The sequence below is a fragment of the Chromobacterium vaccinii genome (assembly GCF_000971335.1).
Lineage (GTDB): Bacteria > Pseudomonadota > Gammaproteobacteria > Burkholderiales > Chromobacteriaceae > Chromobacterium > Chromobacterium vaccinii.
Genome location: NZ_JZJL01000016.1, coordinates 35,205 through 52,180, shown reverse-complemented (window position 1 = coordinate 52,180; position 16,976 = coordinate 35,205). Strand labels below are relative to the sequence as shown.

The window sequence follows — 16,976 nt, the reverse complement described above, 5'->3', positions numbered from 1 at the left end:
GGAAGGATGCCCGCCGCGCGGCCGGGCCGATGTATCTCGCGCCCGGCTGTGCTAAGCTGGCCCATCCACAATGCATCGCCACGCGACACCGATGAAACTGAAATTCAGCAAGATGCACGGCCTCGGCAACGACTTCATGGTCATCGACGGCGTGCGCCAAACCGTGTCCCTCGCCCCGGAGCAGATCCGCCTGCTCGGCAACCGCCAGTTGGGCATCGGCTTCGATCAGCTGCTGCTGGTGGAGCCGGCGCGAGAAGCGGGCCACGACTTCCGCTACCGCATCTTCAACAACGACGGCGGCGAGGTCGAGCAATGCGGCAACGGCGCGCGCTGTTTCGCCAAGTTCGTCCGCGACCAGGGGCTGACCGGCAAGAGCCGGATCGAAGTGGAAACCGCGCGCGGCGTGATATCCCCGGAGTACCTGGGCGACGGCCTGGCCCGCGTCGACATGGGCGTGCCGCGCTTCTCGCCCGCCGACCTTCCCTTCCTGGCCGACGCCGAAGCGCCGGCCTACACCCTGCCCCTGGGCGACCGCGCCTGCGAGATCGGCATCGCGTCGATGGGCAATCCGCACGCGGTGCAACTGGTGGATGACGTGGACGCCGCGCCGGTGGCCGAGATCGGCCCGCGCATCGAGAGCCATCCCGCCTTCCCGCAACGGGTGAACGCCGGCTTCATGCAGATCGTCAACCGCGGCGAAATCCGCCTGCGCGTCTACGAGCGCGGCGCCGGCGAAACGCTGGCCTGCGGCACCGGCGCCTGCGCGGCGGTGGCCTGCGGCATCCGCTGGGGCCTGCTGGACGCCCGCGTCACCGTGCACGCGCGCGGCGGCGACATCGTGATCGAATGGGCCGGCGAAAGCAGCCCGGTGATCATGACCGGCCCGGCCGTCACCGTTTTCCAGGGCGAAATCGAACTTTAACCCCCGCAGCCACACCAACCCATTTCCGCATCCAGATTAAGGAAAGGACAAGGCAGATGCACAGCGAACAAGTCCTGGCGTTTCTCGACGAGCATCCCGACTTCCTGCAGCAGCACGCCGCGCGCTACAACCTGCAGGCCGCGCCGCAGAACGGCGAGCGCGTGATCTCCTTCGTCGAGCGCCAGATGCTGGAGCTGAAGGACCAGAACCGCCAGCTGGAGGCTCAGCTGCAGCAGCTGATCGAGCGCGGCCAGGACAATGACCTCCTGCTGGCCAGGCTGCACCGCCTGACGCTGGCCCTGCTGGCCGCGCGCGGCCCCGGCGAGCTGATCGCCGAGCTGAAAGGCAGCCTGCGCCAGGAATTCCAGCTGGACCGCGCCGCGTTGAAACTGTGGCACCCCGCCGCGGAGAAGGACGCCGAGCATTACAACGCCCGCAGCGAAGTGCAGGGCCTGGCCCGCAATCTGGTCGCGCCGTATTGCGGCCCCTACGTCAACGACGAGGTGCTGAGCTGGTTCCCCGCCACGCCGGTGCTGCAGTCTTTCGCCCAGGTGGCGCTGAAGGACGCCGGCGGCCAGCCCTTCGGCATCCTGGTGCTGGCCAGCGACGATTCCCAGCGTTTCACCTTCGACATGCACACCCAGTACCTGGCCCAGATCGGCGAGCTGCTATCCGCCGCGCTGCTGTCGGCGCTGGAGGCTGCATGACGGCAACGCCTGTCGGAATCCTGCTGCTGCTCGTCCTCATCCTGTTTTCGCTGCACATGGCCTGGCGGCTGGTCCGCAGCCGCGACGGCACCGCCGTCGCCTGTTTCCTGGCCGCCTACCTGATACTGGCGGCACTGCTGGACCACCATCCGGAGCCGGTATCGATCGAACCTCTGGTATTGCCGCTGTTCTACCCCTACGCCTGGCTGGGCATCGCCGCCGCGATGTGGGCGGCGGTCCACATGCGAGTGAACCGGCGCGCGATGCGCTTCCCAGGCCGCGACCTGCGGCTGGCCGCGCTGTGCGCCAGCCAGCTGGCGCTGCACCTCGGCGTGCTGGCGCTGTCGCCGTGGCTGGAGTGGCGGCCGATGGCCGCCTATGTGCTGGTGTCGCCGCTGGTCGCCGTCATCAGCTATCTCGCCTACCGGCTGCAATTGATGGAAATGCGCCGACGCGCCGACTGCGAGACGTCCTGGGTCTTCTGGGGCGGGCTGTGCCTGATCCTGCCGGTCGCGCTGGCCTGGCTGACGGTGCGTGTCATGCCGCTGCTGCTGTACCTGACCTAGCCCGACCGGCTATCGGCCATGAAAAAGGCGGCGCTGAAAAGCGCCGCCTTTTCATTTTGACCGGATTGCCGGATCAGGACTCCTTCGCCCTCAGCGCCGCGCCGGCGCTCGCCCGGGCAGTTCCGCGGCTCAGGGAACTGAGCGCGATGCCGCCGAAAATCGCCGCCAGGCCGGCGGCGTGATACCAATGCAGCTCTTCGCCCAGCAGCGCGATCGATTGCATCGCGCCGAAAGCCGGCATCAGGTACAGGAAAGCGGCCGCCTTGGCGGTGCCCACCATCGCGATGGCGCGGTTGTACAGCAGATAAGCCACCACGGAAGGCAGCGCGCCCAGATACAGCAAACTGGCTGCTGCGCCGGCGTCCAGCGTCGGCAGGCCGCGCGACGACAACTCGCCCAGGAACAAGGGCAGCAGCACCGCCTCGCCCACCAGCAGCAGCGCGGCCATCTGCACCATGGGATCGATGCCCGGCTTCAGCTTGCGCAGGCCCAGCGTGTAGATGGCCCAGCTCAGGCCGCCGGCCAGCACGAACAGGTCGCCGCCGCTGAAATGAAAGCCGCCGATCTCCAGCAGATTGCCCTTCAGCACGATCAGCAGCGCGCCGCACAGCGCCAGCGTCATGCCCATCCACTGCCGGCTGCTCAAGCGCTGGCGGAAATACAGCGAGCCCAGCAGCAGCACCATCACCGGCGTCGCGCTGTTGAGGATCACCGCGTTAGTGGCGGTGGTGGTCTGCACCGCCCAGTAGACGAAGGTATTGGTCAGGCCGATGCCGAACAGGCCCAGGACAAGCAGCAACGGCCATTGCGCGCGCAGCTTGCTCCAGTTGCGGCCCAGCCTGGGCAAGGCGAACGGCAACACGCAGGCCAGGGCGATGCCCCAGCGGGCGAAAGCCAGCGTGAACGGCCCCAGCTGCGTGTGCAGCGCGCGGGCGATGACGAAGTTGGTGGACCACATCAGCATGGTCAGCACCAGCAGGATGTAAGCGTTGCGTTGGGAATGAATGGCGGGCATGGCGACGAATGTAAATAATTTGTGCCATTTTACAATAATTCAAAGACGTATTATTTCAATAAATAATCAAATAATGGAATCTTTTACATATTAAAAAATCATGGGCGGAATAAAAGTTCAAGAAAGAACAAAATCGCGCAAACTACGTTCTCCAGAGCCAAATCAAGCCAGCACACGCCCCCTACGACTAAATAGCTAGACCGCCTCCCACCTCTAGGCAACTGCCTCGCGGCGCTTTCCCGCATACAATTTCCACCATATCGGCAGTCCCCTAAGGATGCACCATGTTGTCCGACCGCTTCGGCCGCGCCATCGATTATCTGCGGCTTTCCGTCACCGACCGCTGCGACCTGCGCTGCAGCTATTGCCTGCCCAAGGGCTTCAAAGGCTTCGAAGAGCCCGCGCACTGGCTCCGTTTCGACGAGATAGAACGCGTCGCCGCCGCCTTCGTCCGCCTGGGCACGCGCCGCATCCGCCTGACCGGCGGCGAGCCGCTGCTGCGCCGCGATCTGCCCTTGCTGGCCGGCAGGCTATCCGCCCTGCCCGGCCTCTCCGATCTCTCGCTGTCCACCAACGCCACCCAGTTGGAACGCCATGCCGAGGACCTGCGCCGCGCCGGCGTGAGCCGGCTCAATGTCAGCCTGGATTCGTTGCGCCGCGACTGCGTGGCGCAGCTGACCGGCAGCGACAGCCTGCCCAAGGCCCTGGCCGGCCTATCCGCCGCCAAGGCGGCGGGCTTCGAGCGGATCAAGATCAATATGGTGCCGATCGCCGGCGTCAACGACGGCGACATCGAAGCGATGGCGGAATTCTGCATCGAGCACGGCTTCATCCTGCGCCTGATCGAGGCGATGCCGATGGGCGACAGCGGCCGGGACACCCGCGGCAGCGAGCTGGCGCCGATACTGGAGCGGCTGAGCCGCCGCTTCAGCCTGTCCGAGCTCAGCGTCAGCCTGGGCGGCGGTCCCGCCCGCTATTGGGGATCAAGCGACGGCCGCTTCACATTGGGCCTGATCACGCCGATCAGCCAGCACTTCTGCGCCAGCTGCAACCGCTTGCGGATGTCTGTCGACGGCACGCTCTATCTATGTCTGGGCCAGGAGCAGCGCTTCGAGTTGCGGCCGCTGCTGCGGGCCGGCTGCAGCGACGCCGAGCTGGAAGCCGCCATCCGCGCCGCCATCGAGCTGAAGCCGGAAAAACACGACTTCCGCGAAGCGCCGGCCAAGGTGATGCGCTTCATGTCGCAGACCGGCGGCTGAATCACCGCCTATCCGCCAGCCAGGCGGCAATGAAATGCGCCACCCCGTCCGCGTCGTTCAGATCCAGCACCGGAATGGCCGCCGCCAGCGGCGCGTCGCTGGCCACCGCGATCACATCCCGGTCATCCAGGTAGCGCGCCGGCTTGCCCAGCGCCGGCCGGTACACTTCCAGTTTGGGCACCGCCAGGCTCTTCTGCCCCTCCAGCAGCACCAGATCGCACGGCGACAGGCGCGCCAGCTGCTCGTCCAGCGTCAGCTCGCGCGGGGTCTCGGCGAACACGCCCACCCGGTGCGGCGACACGATCATCACCTCGCAGGCGCCGGCCTGGCGATGGCGGAAACTATCCTTGCCGGGCGAATCCAGCTGCACGTCGTGGTGGCTGTGCTTGATCACCGACACCCTCAGCCCGCGCCGCGTCAACAAAGGCAGCAAGGCCTCCAGCAAAGTGGTCTTGCCGCTGCCCGAATAGCCGCATATGCCCAGTACCGCTTGCATGCCTTCTCCTTTTGGCGGATTGTCTCGAACGCCGATAAAAGCTATGTTAAAACAATCAATATTTAAACCATAACCGCGACTGCCTATTGTGCAGCCCGCCGCTGCAGTTCGCCATCCGCCAAAAGCAGAATCACGCCCATGCCCGACATCCGCCTCGCGCCCCCCCGCTTCCAGACCTTGGCCAGCAAATTGCTGGTGCTGTCGCTGCTGGCGCTCTCCATCGCGCTGGTCTCGATAGGCTACACCCTGGCCCTATCCTGGCGGCTGGAAGGCGGCGCCGCCGCGATCAACGACGTGGGCAGCCTGCGCATGCGCACTTTCCGCGCCGCCTACCTGCTGTCCACCCAGGCCCCAGACCGCCTGCTGCGCGACGAGATAGACGGCTTCGACCAGACGCTGGCCCGGCTGAGGCACGGCGATCCGGCCCGGCCGCTGTTCCTGCCCGACAACCGCGACATCCGCACCCAGGAACAACGCCTGGAGCAACGCTGGCGCAGCGACATCCGCCCGCGGCTGCTGGCCGCCGGCAGCCAGCCCACCACCCAGCAGCTGCACGCCTTCGTCGCCGAGATAGACAGCCTGGTCAGCCTGCTGGAGCGCGACAACGAAAACCACACCAATCTGCTGCGCATGTTCCAGATGGTGCTGATCGCGATGGCGCTGGCCGGCGCGGTGACCATGGCCTACATGCTGTTCCTGATGGTGATCAACCCGGTCAACACCCTGAGCGACGCGATGCGCCGCCTGCGCGAGGGCGAGCTGGACACGCGGGTCAAGGTGGACCGGCAGGACGAATTCGGCATGCTGGCCGAAGGCTTCAACCAGATGGCCGAGCGGGCCCAGGACCTGTACCAGAACCTGGAAAGCAAGGTCCAGCAGAAAACCCGCGAAGTGGAAGAACAGAACCTGAGGCTGAAAACGCTGTACGACATGACTTCCTTCCTGCACCAGCAGCGCGCGCTGGACGAAACCTGCCACGGCTTCATCCGCCGGCTGATGCAGCTGACCGGCGCCGACGCGGCCAACGCCAGGCTGGTGGACCCCGAGCGCGGCAAGCTGGACCAGATCGCCCAGCAGGGGCTGCCGGAAGAGATGGCGCTGGTCGAGGAATGCATCCCCGACGACGCCTGCCACTGCGGCGAGGCCGCGCAGCAGCCATTCGCCGTGCTGCGCCATATCGGCGAGCTGGAAGGCGAGGACATCCGCCACTGCGGCAGGGCAGGCTTCGCCTCCATCGCCGTGTTCCACATCCGCAGCCAGCGCGAGGATGTCGGCATCTTCACACTGTACTTCCGCCAGAAGCGCGTCTTGTCGATGCCGGAGCAAATGCTGATCGAAACTCTGGGCCAGCATCTGGGCGTCGCCATAGCAAACCAGCGGCTGAGCGCGCGCGAGCGCCAGTTCGCCGTCTCCGAGGAGCGCAATCTGATGGCCCAGGGCCTGCACGACAGCATCGCCCAGTCGCTGTCCTTCCTCAATCTGCAGGCGCAGATGCTGGAAGACGCGATGAATTCCCGCGAGGAAGAGCTGGCCCGCGAGAACCTGGCTTTCATCCGCGCCGGCGTGCAGGAGTGCTACGAAGACGTCAGGGAACTGCTGCTCAACTTCCGCACCCGCATCAGCCGCCAGGAATTCCCGGAAGCGGTGCGCACCCTGCTGCAGCGCTTCGAACAGCAGACCCGGGTGCCGGTGGCGCTGGAAATGCGCGGAGAAGGCAAGCCGCTGGACCCGCAACAGCAGCTGCAGGTGTTCTTCATCCTGCAGGAAGCGCTGTCCAATATCCGCAAGCACGCCGAGGCCAGCGAGGTGGAAGTGGAAATCGACAACACCGCCAGCTTCAGCATGCGCATCCGCGACAACGGCCGCGGCTTCGATTCCGGCCAGCTGGCGGCGAAATCCGCGCGCCACGTCGGCGTGTCCATCATGCAAGAGCGGGCCAACCGCATACACAGCCAGATTCAGATCAGCTCCGCGCCGAAACAAGGCACCACGGTGGAGCTGACCCTGCCCAAAGAGGAGCGCACCAGCGCATGACACAAGCCATACGCATTTTACTGATCGACGACCACACGCTGTTCCGCAGCGGCCTGAAGGCGCTGCTGCAGCGCCAGGACGACTTTCTGGTGGTCGGCGAAGCCGCCGACGGGCTGGACGGCGTCAAGCAGGCCGAGCTGCTGCGGCCCGACGTGGTGCTGCTGGACCTGGACATGCCGGTGATGAACGGCCGCGAAGCGCTGGCGCAGATACTGAGCGGCTGTCCCGACGCCGCGGTGCTGATGCTGACCGTGTCCGAGGACGGAGACGATCTGGCCGAATGCATGCGCGGCGGCGCCCGCGGCTACCTGCTGAAGAACATCAACGCCGACTTCCTGCTGGACAGCATTCGCCGCGCGGTGGACGGCGACAGCGTGTTGTCGCCGGAAATGACCGCCAAGCTGCTGGCCCGCCTGCGCCAGCCGGCGGCCAAGGCCAGCGAGGCCGACGCGCTGACCCCGCGCGAGCGGGAAACCCTGAGCTGGCTGGCCCGCGGCTCCAGCAACAAGGAAATCGCCCGCGCACTCGACTTGGCTGAGAGTACGGTCAAGGTCCACGTGCAAAACATCCTGCGCAAGCTGTCGCTGAGCAGCCGGGTGCAGGCGGCGGTTTATGCCGTGGAGCATGGGTTGGATAAGGTCTGAGCGTGCCTCGGGCGGGGTGTTAGCTGCGATGGCGCGCCCCATTCCCATGCTGGAGCATGCGCCGGCCGCAGCAGAGCAGGCCAAGGGCCATGCCTGCGAACAATGCAACAGCAGACCGCAACACAAGCCCGACAACTAGTCGCGAGTATGCCCCCCTCCAACCCGCGCTGCTTGGCTACCTGCTGTCCATGAGCTCAGCGTTGAATCACCATGCCTGGCAAGTGGCGTGTTTCTTCCACCCTTAGGCTCCACAAGAAACGCCCCGGCCGTCATCATTCGGATTTCAACAAAGCAATCTTGACGGCATATTTTTTATGCGCCAAGATTTTCGGATTTTTACTCGACATTTCGGGCGGCTAAATTACACGTTAGCCGGAAATTTTATGCTTATCGTTGTCGAAGGAATCAGCGCCGTCGGAAAAACCACCTGGGCATCAAGATATGGGCCCATGGTCGTCGATGAAATCAGCGGAAATCCCCCCGAGGACAGCAGCGTCACTGCTGCGGGCCAGTACTGGAGTGAGCGTCACAGTGAGCGTTGGCAGCTCGGCTTGGCTCTAGAACAGGGGCACAAAATCGTATGCTTTGACACCGACCCGTTGAAAATCCACTATTCATGGTGCTTGTGGCAGATCGGTGAAGGCTCACGCGAAGCATGGATGGCGACTGTCGAGAGCAGCCGCGAGCTTATCGTCCAGAAGCGGCTTGGCTTTGCCGACCAGATTTTATTTCTTGAACGATCAGAAGAGGAAGTCAGACTGCAGAGGGCAAACGATATAACGCGGCGACGCGGCAACTTCGAAACCAATGTCCGTCTCTGCAAGCCACTACGGCACTGGTACCAAATGCTAGAAACCTTGTCACCCGGCAGCGTGGTTTTTAATGCGAGTCAAACAACAGATCCGGTGCCGACTCACTTGCGGACTGATCGCTACAATCTCCAATTATTTGATGCACTCATTAATACTGCCGATTGTCATCCGGTCAACCCTGAATTCTAATTCCGTAGATTAATCTGAATAGAATTAAGCCCAACCTATGGTCCTATCTGGCTACTCGCCTCCTATGAGTTCAGATTTGAATGGCTATGCTTGGCAAGCAGTGTGTTTCGTCCAAGCTCAGCCACCATAAGAAGCGAACCGGTCAATACCATACCGATTTCAATATTAAAATCTTGACGGCATATTTTTTATGCGACAAAATTTGGCAACCTACACTCCACATTCGGGTGGTCAATTACAAATTAGGCGAATTTCATGTCATCCAATCATGTCAAGTATCATTACAGTATTACGTGCAGCACCTCAGATGCAACTGTATTGCACTGCCTGCGCGCCATCGCTCAATGTGTTGAAAAAGGAGACTACCCACAAATTGGATGGGGTGGCACAACAAGAGCATCTTGGGCAAAAAATAATAATCAATTTACTGTGCGCTTTACTGACCCAAACTACAGGGATGATTTCGTAAAAGAGGCTAACCGCCTCTTACCCGGGCACTGGTCAAAAATTTCGACAAACAATACTGACCCCGCCTCCCCACAACGGTAATCTGCCTAATCCATCTACGGCCCTGCAACAGTCAGGTCCTCAGGGTGCAGCTCCTCCCCCTGCAGTCCACTGGACTGCCTCCACGCTGCGCGCTCCGGCCGCCAGTGACTTTTTACGTTAGGCATCACTAGGCACAGCAGGCATTACAGGCAAGAATGCGGTCGCCTTCGCCTACAAAGGATTAACCTTCTATGAAATTCGGCAATGCAGTCAAAGTCCTTCTTGGCATCTTAGGAACAATCCTGCTAGGCGCGATAGGAAGCGGTTTTTGGGAGCGCGTGCTCTCGCCATTCTTGGGCTATCTGTCAAGCGCACTTACCTCTACCCTATCCGATGCTTCAAAGACCTACTCGAACTCGATTTACACAACTGCAGCCAATCTCTTCACCCCCAATTCCACAGAGGGCTTGGGCGTGGTGTTGCTATTGCTTGTATTTAGTTGGCTATTTCTGAACGCCGTCAGTTCAAAGAAGGAAAGTAGATTTATTGAAATTCTACATCGCGCTATGACTATGCAGTTTAAGGGTTGGTTCGGCATTGCCTACTGCGGCGCAATGCTGATCTTTCTGTTTTTTATGATGGCGCGCCAGGCCACCGTGGAAAAGATTCAAAGTTACTCGTATCAAAAGATGGAGATCGCGAGGCCATTCATTGGCGAACAGAAATACTTGATGCTCAGATCGAGGTACCTCCAGATCAAAACGAAGGAAGACTTCGACCGATTTCTGGTCGACCTATACACCACGAGCAAATCGGGCGGCCTGGCAGTCGAGCCGTTCGTACTAAAGTGAGTTGATGCCTAACCCTTCCTTCAAGCGGACGTGCCTTCGGCACGCCGCTTAAGGGCCATAAATTGAGCTAACCGCGTACCCCGGATATCAGCCACTCGCCGGCGGAACTCACGCCTACGGCGCGATTCCGCCCTACGACAGGCGTAGAGTTGATGCCCCGCAGGGGCGATCCACCGCATCTACCCGGATAACACCACGGACCTCTACGGGAAATATAACGTGGTCCGCCCAAAGAAAACGCCGCGCTCCCTCTCCGGATGCGCGGCGTTTCTCATGCCCAGGCGTTCAGCCGCGCGGGCGCACCAACTGCCAGGCGCGTCCCAGGTAGGTCACGGCGCCGAAGCCGCTCCACACATGCACCAGCCGGGTGAAGGGGAAGATCACGAACAGGCTCATGCCCATGAACAGGTGCAGCTTGAACACCGGCGAGGCGGAGACGATGAAATCCGCCGCATCGCCGCGGAAGGTAACGATGTGCTGCGCCCAGCTCATCAGCAGCACCATTTCGTGACCATCCAGATGCTGGGCTGACACGAAGATGGTGGACAGGCCCAGCAACAGCGTGGCCAGTATCCACAGCAGCACCAGCTTGTCGCGCCAGGTGGTGTTGGCCGCCAGGCGGTCGCACATGAAGCGGCGATGCAGCAGCAGCACGATGCCGATCAGGCACAGGCCGCCCATCAGGCCGCCGGCGCTCATCGCGAACACCTGCTTGAAGCTGTGAGTGACGCCCAGCGCGTCCCACACCGCCAACGGCGTCAAGAGGCCGGCCAGATGGCCGAAGAACAGGCCGATGATGCCCAGGTGGAACAGAATATTGCCCAGGCGCAGCTGGCCGCGGTACAGCAGTTGCGACGACTCGCTCTTCCAGCTGTACTGCTCGCGCTCGAAGCGGATCAGGCTGCCCAGCAGGAAGATGGCCAGCGCGATGTAGGGATAGATGCCGAATACGAATCTATGCAGGTAGTCCATGTTTGTCTCCCGATGGCGAGGCGTCAGCGCCGCCCGCCGCCCCTCTCCCATTCAGCGGAGAGGGGGCAAGGTTTCAGGCGCTTGCGCCGCGTGGATAGAAATTGACCGGGGCGATCGCCGGCGGCGCCGGGCGCAGCAGCGGCTCCACGCCGTCCGCGCCGGGGCCGAAGGTTTCCAGCATCTCGTCCATGTCGCGGATAGGCGGCGCCTGCAGCGGCTCCGGCTTGACCGACGACAGCGTCAGCAGCGCGTCGAACAGGCCGGCGTATGCCGACTCCGCCTCGTTCAGCCTGCCGGCGACGTGGCCGATCACATGCACCGCGTCGCCCAGCAGCCGCTCGGACTCGGCCTTGTCGCACTGCCCCAGAAACTCCAGGAACAGCGGCAGGTAGTCCGGCAGCTCGCTGCAGGCCGGCTCGAAGCCGTGCCGGCGGTATTCCTCCAGCAGGTCCACCATGGCCTGGCCGCGGGCGCGGTCCTCGCCGTGGATATGCTCGAACAAGTGCAGCGAGTGCGAGGGGTTGCGGTCGAAGGTAAGCACGTAACGCTGCTGCAGCTCGATCAGGTCCTCGTTCTCCAGCGCCTGCAGCAGCGGCTCCAGCAGGCTGGCGGTTTGCAGGTGCTCGGCCGCCTCGGCGCGGATCTCGTCCACCGCGGCGACCAGCTCGGCCTCCGGGTAACACAACAGAGCGGACAGAATGGCGTGAATGCGCATGATGGTCTCCCTCAGTTGCCGGCGTTGGACTTGCGGTCGCGCCGCATGTCGTGGAACACGATGGGCGTGGCCTTCTTCTTGCCGAACAGGCTGGCCTCGGACTCGCCGCCGGAGCAGCCGTTGCCGAAGCTGAAGCCGCAGCTGGCCTTGTCCTCGAACGCCTCCTCCACCATTTCCTTGTGGCTGGACGGAATCACGAAGCGGTCTTCGTAATTGGCGATGGCCATCACCTGGTACATCTCTTCCACCTGGCTTGCGCTCAGGTGGGTGCCGGCCAAGGTCGACGCGTCGCTGACCTTCTCCACGCTCTTCTTGCGCATGTAGCGGCGCATCGCCACCATGGTTTCCAGCGCCTTGACCACCGGCTCTTCCTTGCCCGCCGTCAGCAGGTTGGCCAGGTACTTGATCGGTATCCGCAGGCTCTGCACGTCCGGGATGATGCCGCCCTCGCCTATCAGGCCGTTCTCCATCGCGCTCTGAATCGGCGACAGCGGCGGGATGTACCACACCATCGGCAGCGTCCGGTATTCCGGGTGCAGCGGGAAGGCCACCTTCCACTCCATCGCCATCTTGTACACCGGCGAGCGGCGGGCGGCGTCCAGCCAGCTTTGCGGGATGCCCTGCTTCAGCGCCTCGGCCGCGATGGCCGGGTCGTTCGGGTCCAGGAACAAGTCCAGCTGCGACTGGTACAGATCCTGCGGATTTTCCACCGCCGCCGCCTGTTCGATCTTGTCGGCGTCGTACAGCAGCACGCCCAGGTAGCGGATGCGGCCGACGCAGGTTTCCGAGCACACGGTAGGCTGGCCGGACTCGATGCGCGGGTAGCAGAAGATGCACTTCTCAGCCTTGCCGGACGTCCAGTTGTAATAAATCTTCTTGTACGGACAGCCGGACACGCACATCCGCCAACCGCGGCACTTGTCCTGGTCGATCAGCACGATGCCGTCGTCCTCGCGCTTGTAGATGGAACCGGACGGGCAGGAGGCGACGCAGGCCGGGTTCAGGCAGTGTTCGCACAGCCGCGGCAGATACATCATGAAGGTGTTCTCGAAGGCCGAGTACATCTCCTTCTGGATGCCTTCGAACAAGGCGTCCTTGGCACGCTTGGAGAATTCGCCGCCCAGATCGTCCTCCCAGTTCGGGCCCCACTCGATCTTGTCCATCTTCTTGCCGGTCAGCACCGACACCGGCCGCGCGGTCGGCGGCGTCTGCATCCGCGGCGCGTTCTGCAGATGCTCGTAGTCGTAGGTGAACGGCTCGTAGTAGTCGTCGATGGCCGGCAGATTGGGGTTGGCGAAAATATTGGCCAGAATCCTCAGCTTGCCGCCCTGGCGCGGCTCCAGCTTGCCGTCGCTGCGCCGCTTCCAGCCGCCCTGCCACTTGTCCTGGTTTTCCCAGTCCTTGGGGTAGCCGATGCCGGGCTTGGTTTCCACATTGTTGAACCAGGCGTACTCGATGCCGTCGCGGCTGGTCCACACGTTCTTGCAGGTGACCGAACAGGTGTGGCAACCGATGCACTTGTCCAGGTTCAGCACCATGCCGATTTGCGCGCGTATCTTCATTGCTTCTCTCCCGCCGGAACGTCCATCCAGTCGACTTTGTCCATCTTGCGCACCACCACGAACTCGTCGCGGTTGGCGCCCACCGTGCCGTAGTAATTGAAGCCCCAAGACAGCTGGGCGTAGCCGCCTATCATGTGGGTGGGCTTGGTCACGGTCCGGGTCACCGAGTTGTGAATGCCGCCGCGCTTGCCGGACACTTCGGCGCCCGGCACGTTCACGATCTTCTCCTGGGCGTGGTACATCAGCGTCATGCCTTCCGGCACCCGCTGCGACACCACCGCGCGGGCAGTCAGCGTGCCGTTGACGTTGAACACCTCGATCCAGTCGTTGTCGGCGATGCCGGCCTTGGCGGCGTCGATCTCGGACAGCCAGACGTGGGGCCCGCCGCGGCTGAGCGTCAGCATGCGCAGATTGTCGGAATAGGTGCTGTGTATGCCCCATTTCTGGTGCGGGGTGATGAAGTTCAGCACCAGCTCATGATTGCCGTTGCCGTGCTTGCCCAACACCGCCTGCGTGGTCTTCAGATCGACCGCCGGCTTATACACACATAATCCCTCGCCGAAAGCCCGCATCCACTGGTGGTCCTGGTAAAACTGCTGGCGGCCAGTCAGCGTGCGCCACGGAATCAGCTCGTGGACATTGGTGTAACCCGCGTTGTAGCTGACTTCCTCGCTTTCCAGGCCGGACCAGGTCGGCGAGGAAATGATCTTGCGCGGCTGCGCCTGCACGTCGCGGAAACGGATGGTGTCATGCTCTCGCGGGCGGGCAAGGTGTGTATGGTCGCGGCCGGTGATCTTGGACAGTGCGTCCCAGGCTTTCACCGCCACATGGCCGTTGGTCTCCGGCGCCAGCGTCAGAATCATCTCTGCGGCGTCGATGGCGGTCTCCAGGCGGGGCTGGCCCTTGCCGGCGCCCGATTGCGCCACCTGGTTCAGGCCGCGCAGAATGTCCACCTCGTGCGCGGTCTTCCAGCCTATGCCCTTGCCACCATTGCCGGCCTTTTCCAGCAGCGGACCGATGGTGGTGAACTTGTCGTAGATCGCGCCGTAGTCGCGCTCCACCACCGTCATCGCCGGCATGGTCTTGCCCGGCGCCGGCTCGCACTCGCCTTTCTTCCAGTCCTTGGGGTCGAAAGGCTGGCCCAATTCCTGCGGGCTGTCGTGCATCAGCGGCGTCAGCACCAGGTCCTTCTGCGTGCCCAGATAATCCTTGCCGATCTCGGACAGGCTCTTGGCGAAGCCCTTGTAGATTTCCCAATCGCTCCTGGCCTGCCACAAGGGCTGCACGGCCTCGGACAGCGGATGGATGAAGGGGTGCATGTCTGAGGTGTTGAGGTCGTCCTTCTCGTACCAGGTGGCGGTGGGCAGCACGATGTCGCCGTACAGGCAGGTGGTGGACATGCGGAAGTCCAGCACCACCATCAGGTCCAGCTTGCCCTCGGCGGCCGGACGCACGGTGATTTCGCTCGGCTTGATGCATTCGTCTTCCGAGCCCAGCACCGCGTTTTGGGTGCCCAGCAGGTATTTGAGGAAGTACTCGTGGCCCTTGCCGGAGCTGCCCAGGATGTTGGAGCGCCACACGAACATGTTGCGCGGGAAATTCTGCGGGTTGTCCGGATCGTTGCAGGCCATGTCCAGCCGGCCCGATTTCAAACCATCCACGGTATAGGCGACCGGGTCCAGCCCCGCCTCGGCGGCGGCGCGGGTGATGTCCAGCGGGTTGGCGGACAGCTGCGGCGCGGACGGCAGCCAGCCCATCCGCTCTGCCTTGGCGTTGTAGTCGATCAGCGCCATGTCCGCCATCTTGCCGTCGGCGGTCGGGCACAGGATCTCGCCCACGCCCAGTTTTTCATGCCGCCACTGGCTGGTATGGGCGTAGAAGAAGCTGGTGCCGTTCATCTGCCGCGCCGGGCGGTTCCAGTCGCCGGCGAAGGCCAGCGGCGCCCAGCCGGTTTGCGGCCGCAGCTTTTCTTGGCCGACGTAGTGGCACCAGCCGCCGCCGGACTGGCCGATGCAACCGCACAGCATCAGCATATTGATGATGCCGCGGTAGGTCATGTCCATGTGGTACCAGTGGTTCAGCGCCGCGCCGACGATGACCATCGACTTGCCCTGGGTCTGGTCGGCGTTCTTCGCGAACTCGCGCGCCACCTGGATCACCAGCTCCGGCTTCACGCCAGTATGTTTTTGCTGCCAGGCCGGCGTGTACGGTACGTCGTCCATGTAGTCGATGGCGAGGTTGCCTCCGCCCAGGCCGCGGTCCAGGCCGTAGTTGGCGGCCATCAAGTCGAACACCGTGGCCACCAGCGCCTCGCCGCCGTCGGCAAGCTTGACGCGCTTGGCCGGCACATTGCGGGTCAGCAATTCATCGTGCTCGGAACCGAAATACGGGAAGCCGACGCCGACCACTTCATCGCGATGCTCGATCAGCGACAAGCGGCCCGACACCTCGCGCGCGCCCTCGGCCTTCTGCTCCAGATTCCACTTGCCGGTTTTGCCCTCGGCCTGGCCCCAGCGGAAGCCGATCGATCCATTGGGCGCGACGATGTCGCCGCTGGCCTCGTCGATCAGCAGGGTTTTCCAGTCCGGGTTGTTGTCCTCGCCCAACTGGCCGTCAAGATGCGAGGCGCGCAGGAAATAGTCCGGCAGCCAGCGCTCGCCGTCGCGCTTGAGCGTCACCAGCATCGGCATGTCGGTGTAGCGGCGGATGTAGTCGGTGAAGTAGGCGGACGGCTGGTCGAGATGGAATTCCTTGAAGATCACGTGCCCCATCGCCATCGCCAGCGCGGCGTCGGTGCCCTGCTTGGGCGCCAGCCAGATGTCGCCGAACTTGGCCATTTCGCCGAAGTCGGACGACACCGCCACCGTCTTGGTGCCCTTGTAGCGCACCTCGGTGTAGAAGTGGGCGTCCGGGGTGCGGGTCATCGGCACGTTGGAGCCCCACACCATCAGGTAAGTGGAGTTGTACCAGTCGGCGGACTCGGCCACGTCGGTCTGCTCGCCCCAGGTCTGCGGGCTGGCCGGCGGCAGGTCGCAATACCAGTCGTAGAACGACAGCGGCACGCCGCCGATCAGGCTGAGGTAGCGGCTGCCGGCGGCGTAGGACACCATGGACATCGCCGGGATCGGCGAAAAGCCGACCACGCGGTCCGGACCGAATTTCTTGATGGTGAAGGCGTTGGCGGCGGCGACGATCTCGTTGGCCTCGTCCCAGCTGGCGCGGACGAAACCGCCCTGGCCGCGCGCGGACTTGTATTGCTTGGCGAGCTCAGGCGTCTGGCTGATCTTTTCCCAGGCCTCGACCGGGCTCAGGCTCTTGCGCGCGTCGCGCCACATCCGGGCCAGTTCGCCGCGCAGCATCGGATATTTGACGCGCTGGGCGGAATACACGTACCAACTGTAAGACGCGCCGCGCGGACAGCCGCGCGGTTCGTGGTTGGGCAGATCGGGGCGGGTGCGCGGATAGTCGGTCTGCTGGGTTTCCCAGGTGATCAGGCCGCTCTTCACATACACCTTCCAGCTGCAGGAGCCGGTGCAGTTGACGCCGTGGGTGGAGCGAACGATCTTGTCGTGCTGCCAGCGCTGGCGGTACGCGTCTTCCCAGCCGCGGTCTTCATTCACCACCGCGCCGTGGCCGTCGGCGAAGGTGCTTTTCACCTTGCCGAGGAAATTCAGTCTGTCGAGAAAATGGCTCATCTTGCCTCCATGCGCGCCGGGGAACCCTGCTCTGCGTCGCCGCCGCCC

The 16,976-nt window shown here is 63.2% G+C and carries 14 protein-coding genes; 8 read left to right on the top strand and 6 right to left on the bottom strand.

The window, feature by feature from the left end; translation table 11 throughout:
- The first annotated feature begins 91 nt into the window (after window positions 1-91).
- From dapF to VL52_RS10015, 3 genes are read left to right on the top strand one after another with little or no spacing between them, the layout of a single operon-like run.
- Window positions 92-922, top strand: a complete 831-nt coding sequence (gene dapF / locus VL52_RS10025; RefSeq protein ID WP_046156906.1) for a diaminopimelate epimerase — start codon at window positions 92-94, stop codon at window positions 920-922.
- Window positions 923-978: 56 nt separating this feature from the next.
- On the top strand, window positions 979-1,629 hold the full coding sequence (locus VL52_RS10020; RefSeq protein WP_046156905.1) for a DUF484 family protein: 651 nt from the start codon (window positions 979-981) through the stop codon (window positions 1,627-1,629).
- The gene (locus VL52_RS10015; protein WP_046156904.1) at window positions 1,626-2,195 is read left to right on the top strand and encodes a hypothetical protein; all 570 of its coding nucleotides are present in this window, start codon (window positions 1,626-1,628) and stop codon (window positions 2,193-2,195) included. Before VL52_RS10020 ends, VL52_RS10015 begins: the two co-directional genes overlap by 4 nt.
- A gap of 73 nt (window positions 2,196-2,268) precedes the next feature.
- Here VL52_RS10015 and VL52_RS10010 read toward each other — a convergent pair whose 3' ends face one another.
- A complete protein-coding gene (locus VL52_RS10010) occupies window positions 2,269-3,210 on the bottom strand; it encodes a DMT family transporter (RefSeq protein ID WP_046156903.1) in 942 nt (313 codons plus the stop codon).
- A gap of 284 nt (window positions 3,211-3,494) precedes the next feature.
- Here VL52_RS10010 and moaA point away from each other — a divergent pair, with 284 nt between their 5' ends.
- Window positions 3,495-4,469 carry a GTP 3',8-cyclase MoaA gene (moaA, locus tag VL52_RS10005; protein ID WP_046156902.1) on the top strand — a complete coding sequence of 325 codons (975 nt, stop codon included), beginning with the start codon at window positions 3,495-3,497 and terminating at the stop codon, window positions 4,467-4,469.
- A 1-nt stretch (window position 4,470) separates the two neighbouring features.
- Here moaA and mobB read toward each other — a convergent pair whose 3' ends face one another.
- Complete coding sequence (mobB, locus tag VL52_RS10000) at window positions 4,471-4,965, bottom strand: molybdopterin-guanine dinucleotide biosynthesis protein B (RefSeq protein ID WP_046156901.1); 495 nt, start codon at window positions 4,963-4,965, stop codon at window positions 4,471-4,473.
- 138 nt (window positions 4,966-5,103) lie between these two features.
- On the opposite strand from mobB, the gene VL52_RS09995 reads away from it, so the two are divergent.
- From VL52_RS09995 to VL52_RS09980, 4 genes are all read left to right on the top strand, one after another.
- Entirely contained in the window at window positions 5,104-6,999 is a 1,896-nt protein-coding gene (locus tag VL52_RS09995) for a type IV pili methyl-accepting chemotaxis transducer N-terminal domain-containing protein (protein WP_046156900.1), read from the top strand.
- A complete protein-coding gene (locus VL52_RS09990) occupies window positions 6,996-7,643 on the top strand; it encodes a response regulator (RefSeq protein ID WP_046156899.1) in 648 nt (215 codons plus the stop codon). The genes VL52_RS09995 and VL52_RS09990 overlap by 4 nt, the downstream gene beginning before the upstream one ends.
- Window positions 7,644-8,026: 383 nt before the next feature.
- The gene (locus VL52_RS09985; protein WP_046156898.1) at window positions 8,027-8,644 is read left to right on the top strand and encodes a hypothetical protein; all 618 of its coding nucleotides are present in this window, start codon (window positions 8,027-8,029) and stop codon (window positions 8,642-8,644) included.
- 740 nt (window positions 8,645-9,384) lie between these two features.
- Window positions 9,385-9,984 carry a hypothetical protein gene (locus VL52_RS09980; protein ID WP_046156897.1) on the top strand — a complete coding sequence of 200 codons (600 nt, stop codon included), beginning with the start codon at window positions 9,385-9,387 and terminating at the stop codon, window positions 9,982-9,984.
- A 285-nt stretch (window positions 9,985-10,269) separates the two neighbouring features.
- Here the strand turns inward: VL52_RS09980 and narI are convergent, their stop codons facing one another.
- The 4 genes from narI to VL52_RS09960 all read right to left on the bottom strand — a co-directional run bounded on the left by narI (window position 10,270) and on the right by VL52_RS09960 (window position 16,928).
- Window positions 10,270-10,956, bottom strand: coding sequence for a respiratory nitrate reductase subunit gamma (gene narI / locus VL52_RS09975; protein WP_046156896.1), 687 nt, complete (start codon window positions 10,954-10,956; stop codon window positions 10,270-10,272).
- 73 nt (window positions 10,957-11,029) lie between these two features.
- Window positions 11,030-11,671 (bottom strand): nitrate reductase molybdenum cofactor assembly chaperone, encoded by a 642-nt coding sequence (gene narJ / locus VL52_RS09970; protein WP_046156895.1) that lies wholly within the window; start codon window positions 11,669-11,671, stop codon window positions 11,030-11,032.
- A gap of 11 nt (window positions 11,672-11,682) precedes the next feature.
- Window positions 11,683-13,233 carry a nitrate reductase subunit beta gene (narH, locus tag VL52_RS09965; RefSeq protein ID WP_046156894.1) on the bottom strand — a complete coding sequence of 517 codons (1,551 nt, stop codon included), beginning with the start codon at window positions 13,231-13,233 and terminating at the stop codon, window positions 11,683-11,685.
- Window positions 13,230-16,928 (bottom strand): nitrate reductase subunit alpha, encoded by a 3,699-nt coding sequence (locus tag VL52_RS09960; protein WP_046156893.1) that lies wholly within the window; start codon window positions 16,926-16,928, stop codon window positions 13,230-13,232. Before VL52_RS09960 ends, narH begins: the two co-directional genes overlap by 4 nt.
- Window positions 16,929-16,976 lie beyond the last annotated feature (48 nt).

Coding starts and splice junctions, on each gene's coding strand:
- dapF (WP_046156906.1), top strand. CDS start 92: ATGAAACTGAAATTCAGCAAGATGCACGGCCTCGGCAACGACTTCATG.
- VL52_RS10020 (WP_046156905.1), top strand. CDS start 979: ATGCACAGCGAACAAGTCCTGGCGTTTCTCGACGAGCATCCCGACTTC.
- VL52_RS10015 (WP_046156904.1), top strand. CDS start 1,626: ATGACGGCAACGCCTGTCGGAATCCTGCTGCTGCTCGTCCTCATCCTG.
- VL52_RS10010 (WP_046156903.1), bottom strand. CDS start 3,210: ATGCCCGCCATTCATTCCCAACGCAACGCTTACATCCTGCTGGTGCTG.
- moaA (WP_046156902.1), top strand. CDS start 3,495: ATGTTGTCCGACCGCTTCGGCCGCGCCATCGATTATCTGCGGCTTTCC.
- mobB (WP_046156901.1), bottom strand. CDS start 4,965: ATGCAAGCGGTACTGGGCATATGCGGCTATTCGGGCAGCGGCAAGACC.
- VL52_RS09995 (WP_046156900.1), top strand. CDS start 5,104: ATGCCCGACATCCGCCTCGCGCCCCCCCGCTTCCAGACCTTGGCCAGC.
- VL52_RS09990 (WP_046156899.1), top strand. CDS start 6,996: ATGACACAAGCCATACGCATTTTACTGATCGACGACCACACGCTGTTC.
- VL52_RS09985 (WP_046156898.1), top strand. CDS start 8,027: ATGCTTATCGTTGTCGAAGGAATCAGCGCCGTCGGAAAAACCACCTGG.
- VL52_RS09980 (WP_046156897.1), top strand. CDS start 9,385: ATGAAATTCGGCAATGCAGTCAAAGTCCTTCTTGGCATCTTAGGAACA.
- narI (WP_046156896.1), bottom strand. CDS start 10,956: ATGGACTACCTGCATAGATTCGTATTCGGCATCTATCCCTACATCGCG.
- narJ (WP_046156895.1), bottom strand. CDS start 11,671: ATGCGCATTCACGCCATTCTGTCCGCTCTGTTGTGTTACCCGGAGGCC.
- narH (WP_046156894.1), bottom strand. CDS start 13,233: ATGAAGATACGCGCGCAAATCGGCATGGTGCTGAACCTGGACAAGTGC.
- VL52_RS09960 (WP_046156893.1), bottom strand. CDS start 16,928: ATGAGCCATTTTCTCGACAGACTGAATTTCCTCGGCAAGGTGAAAAGC.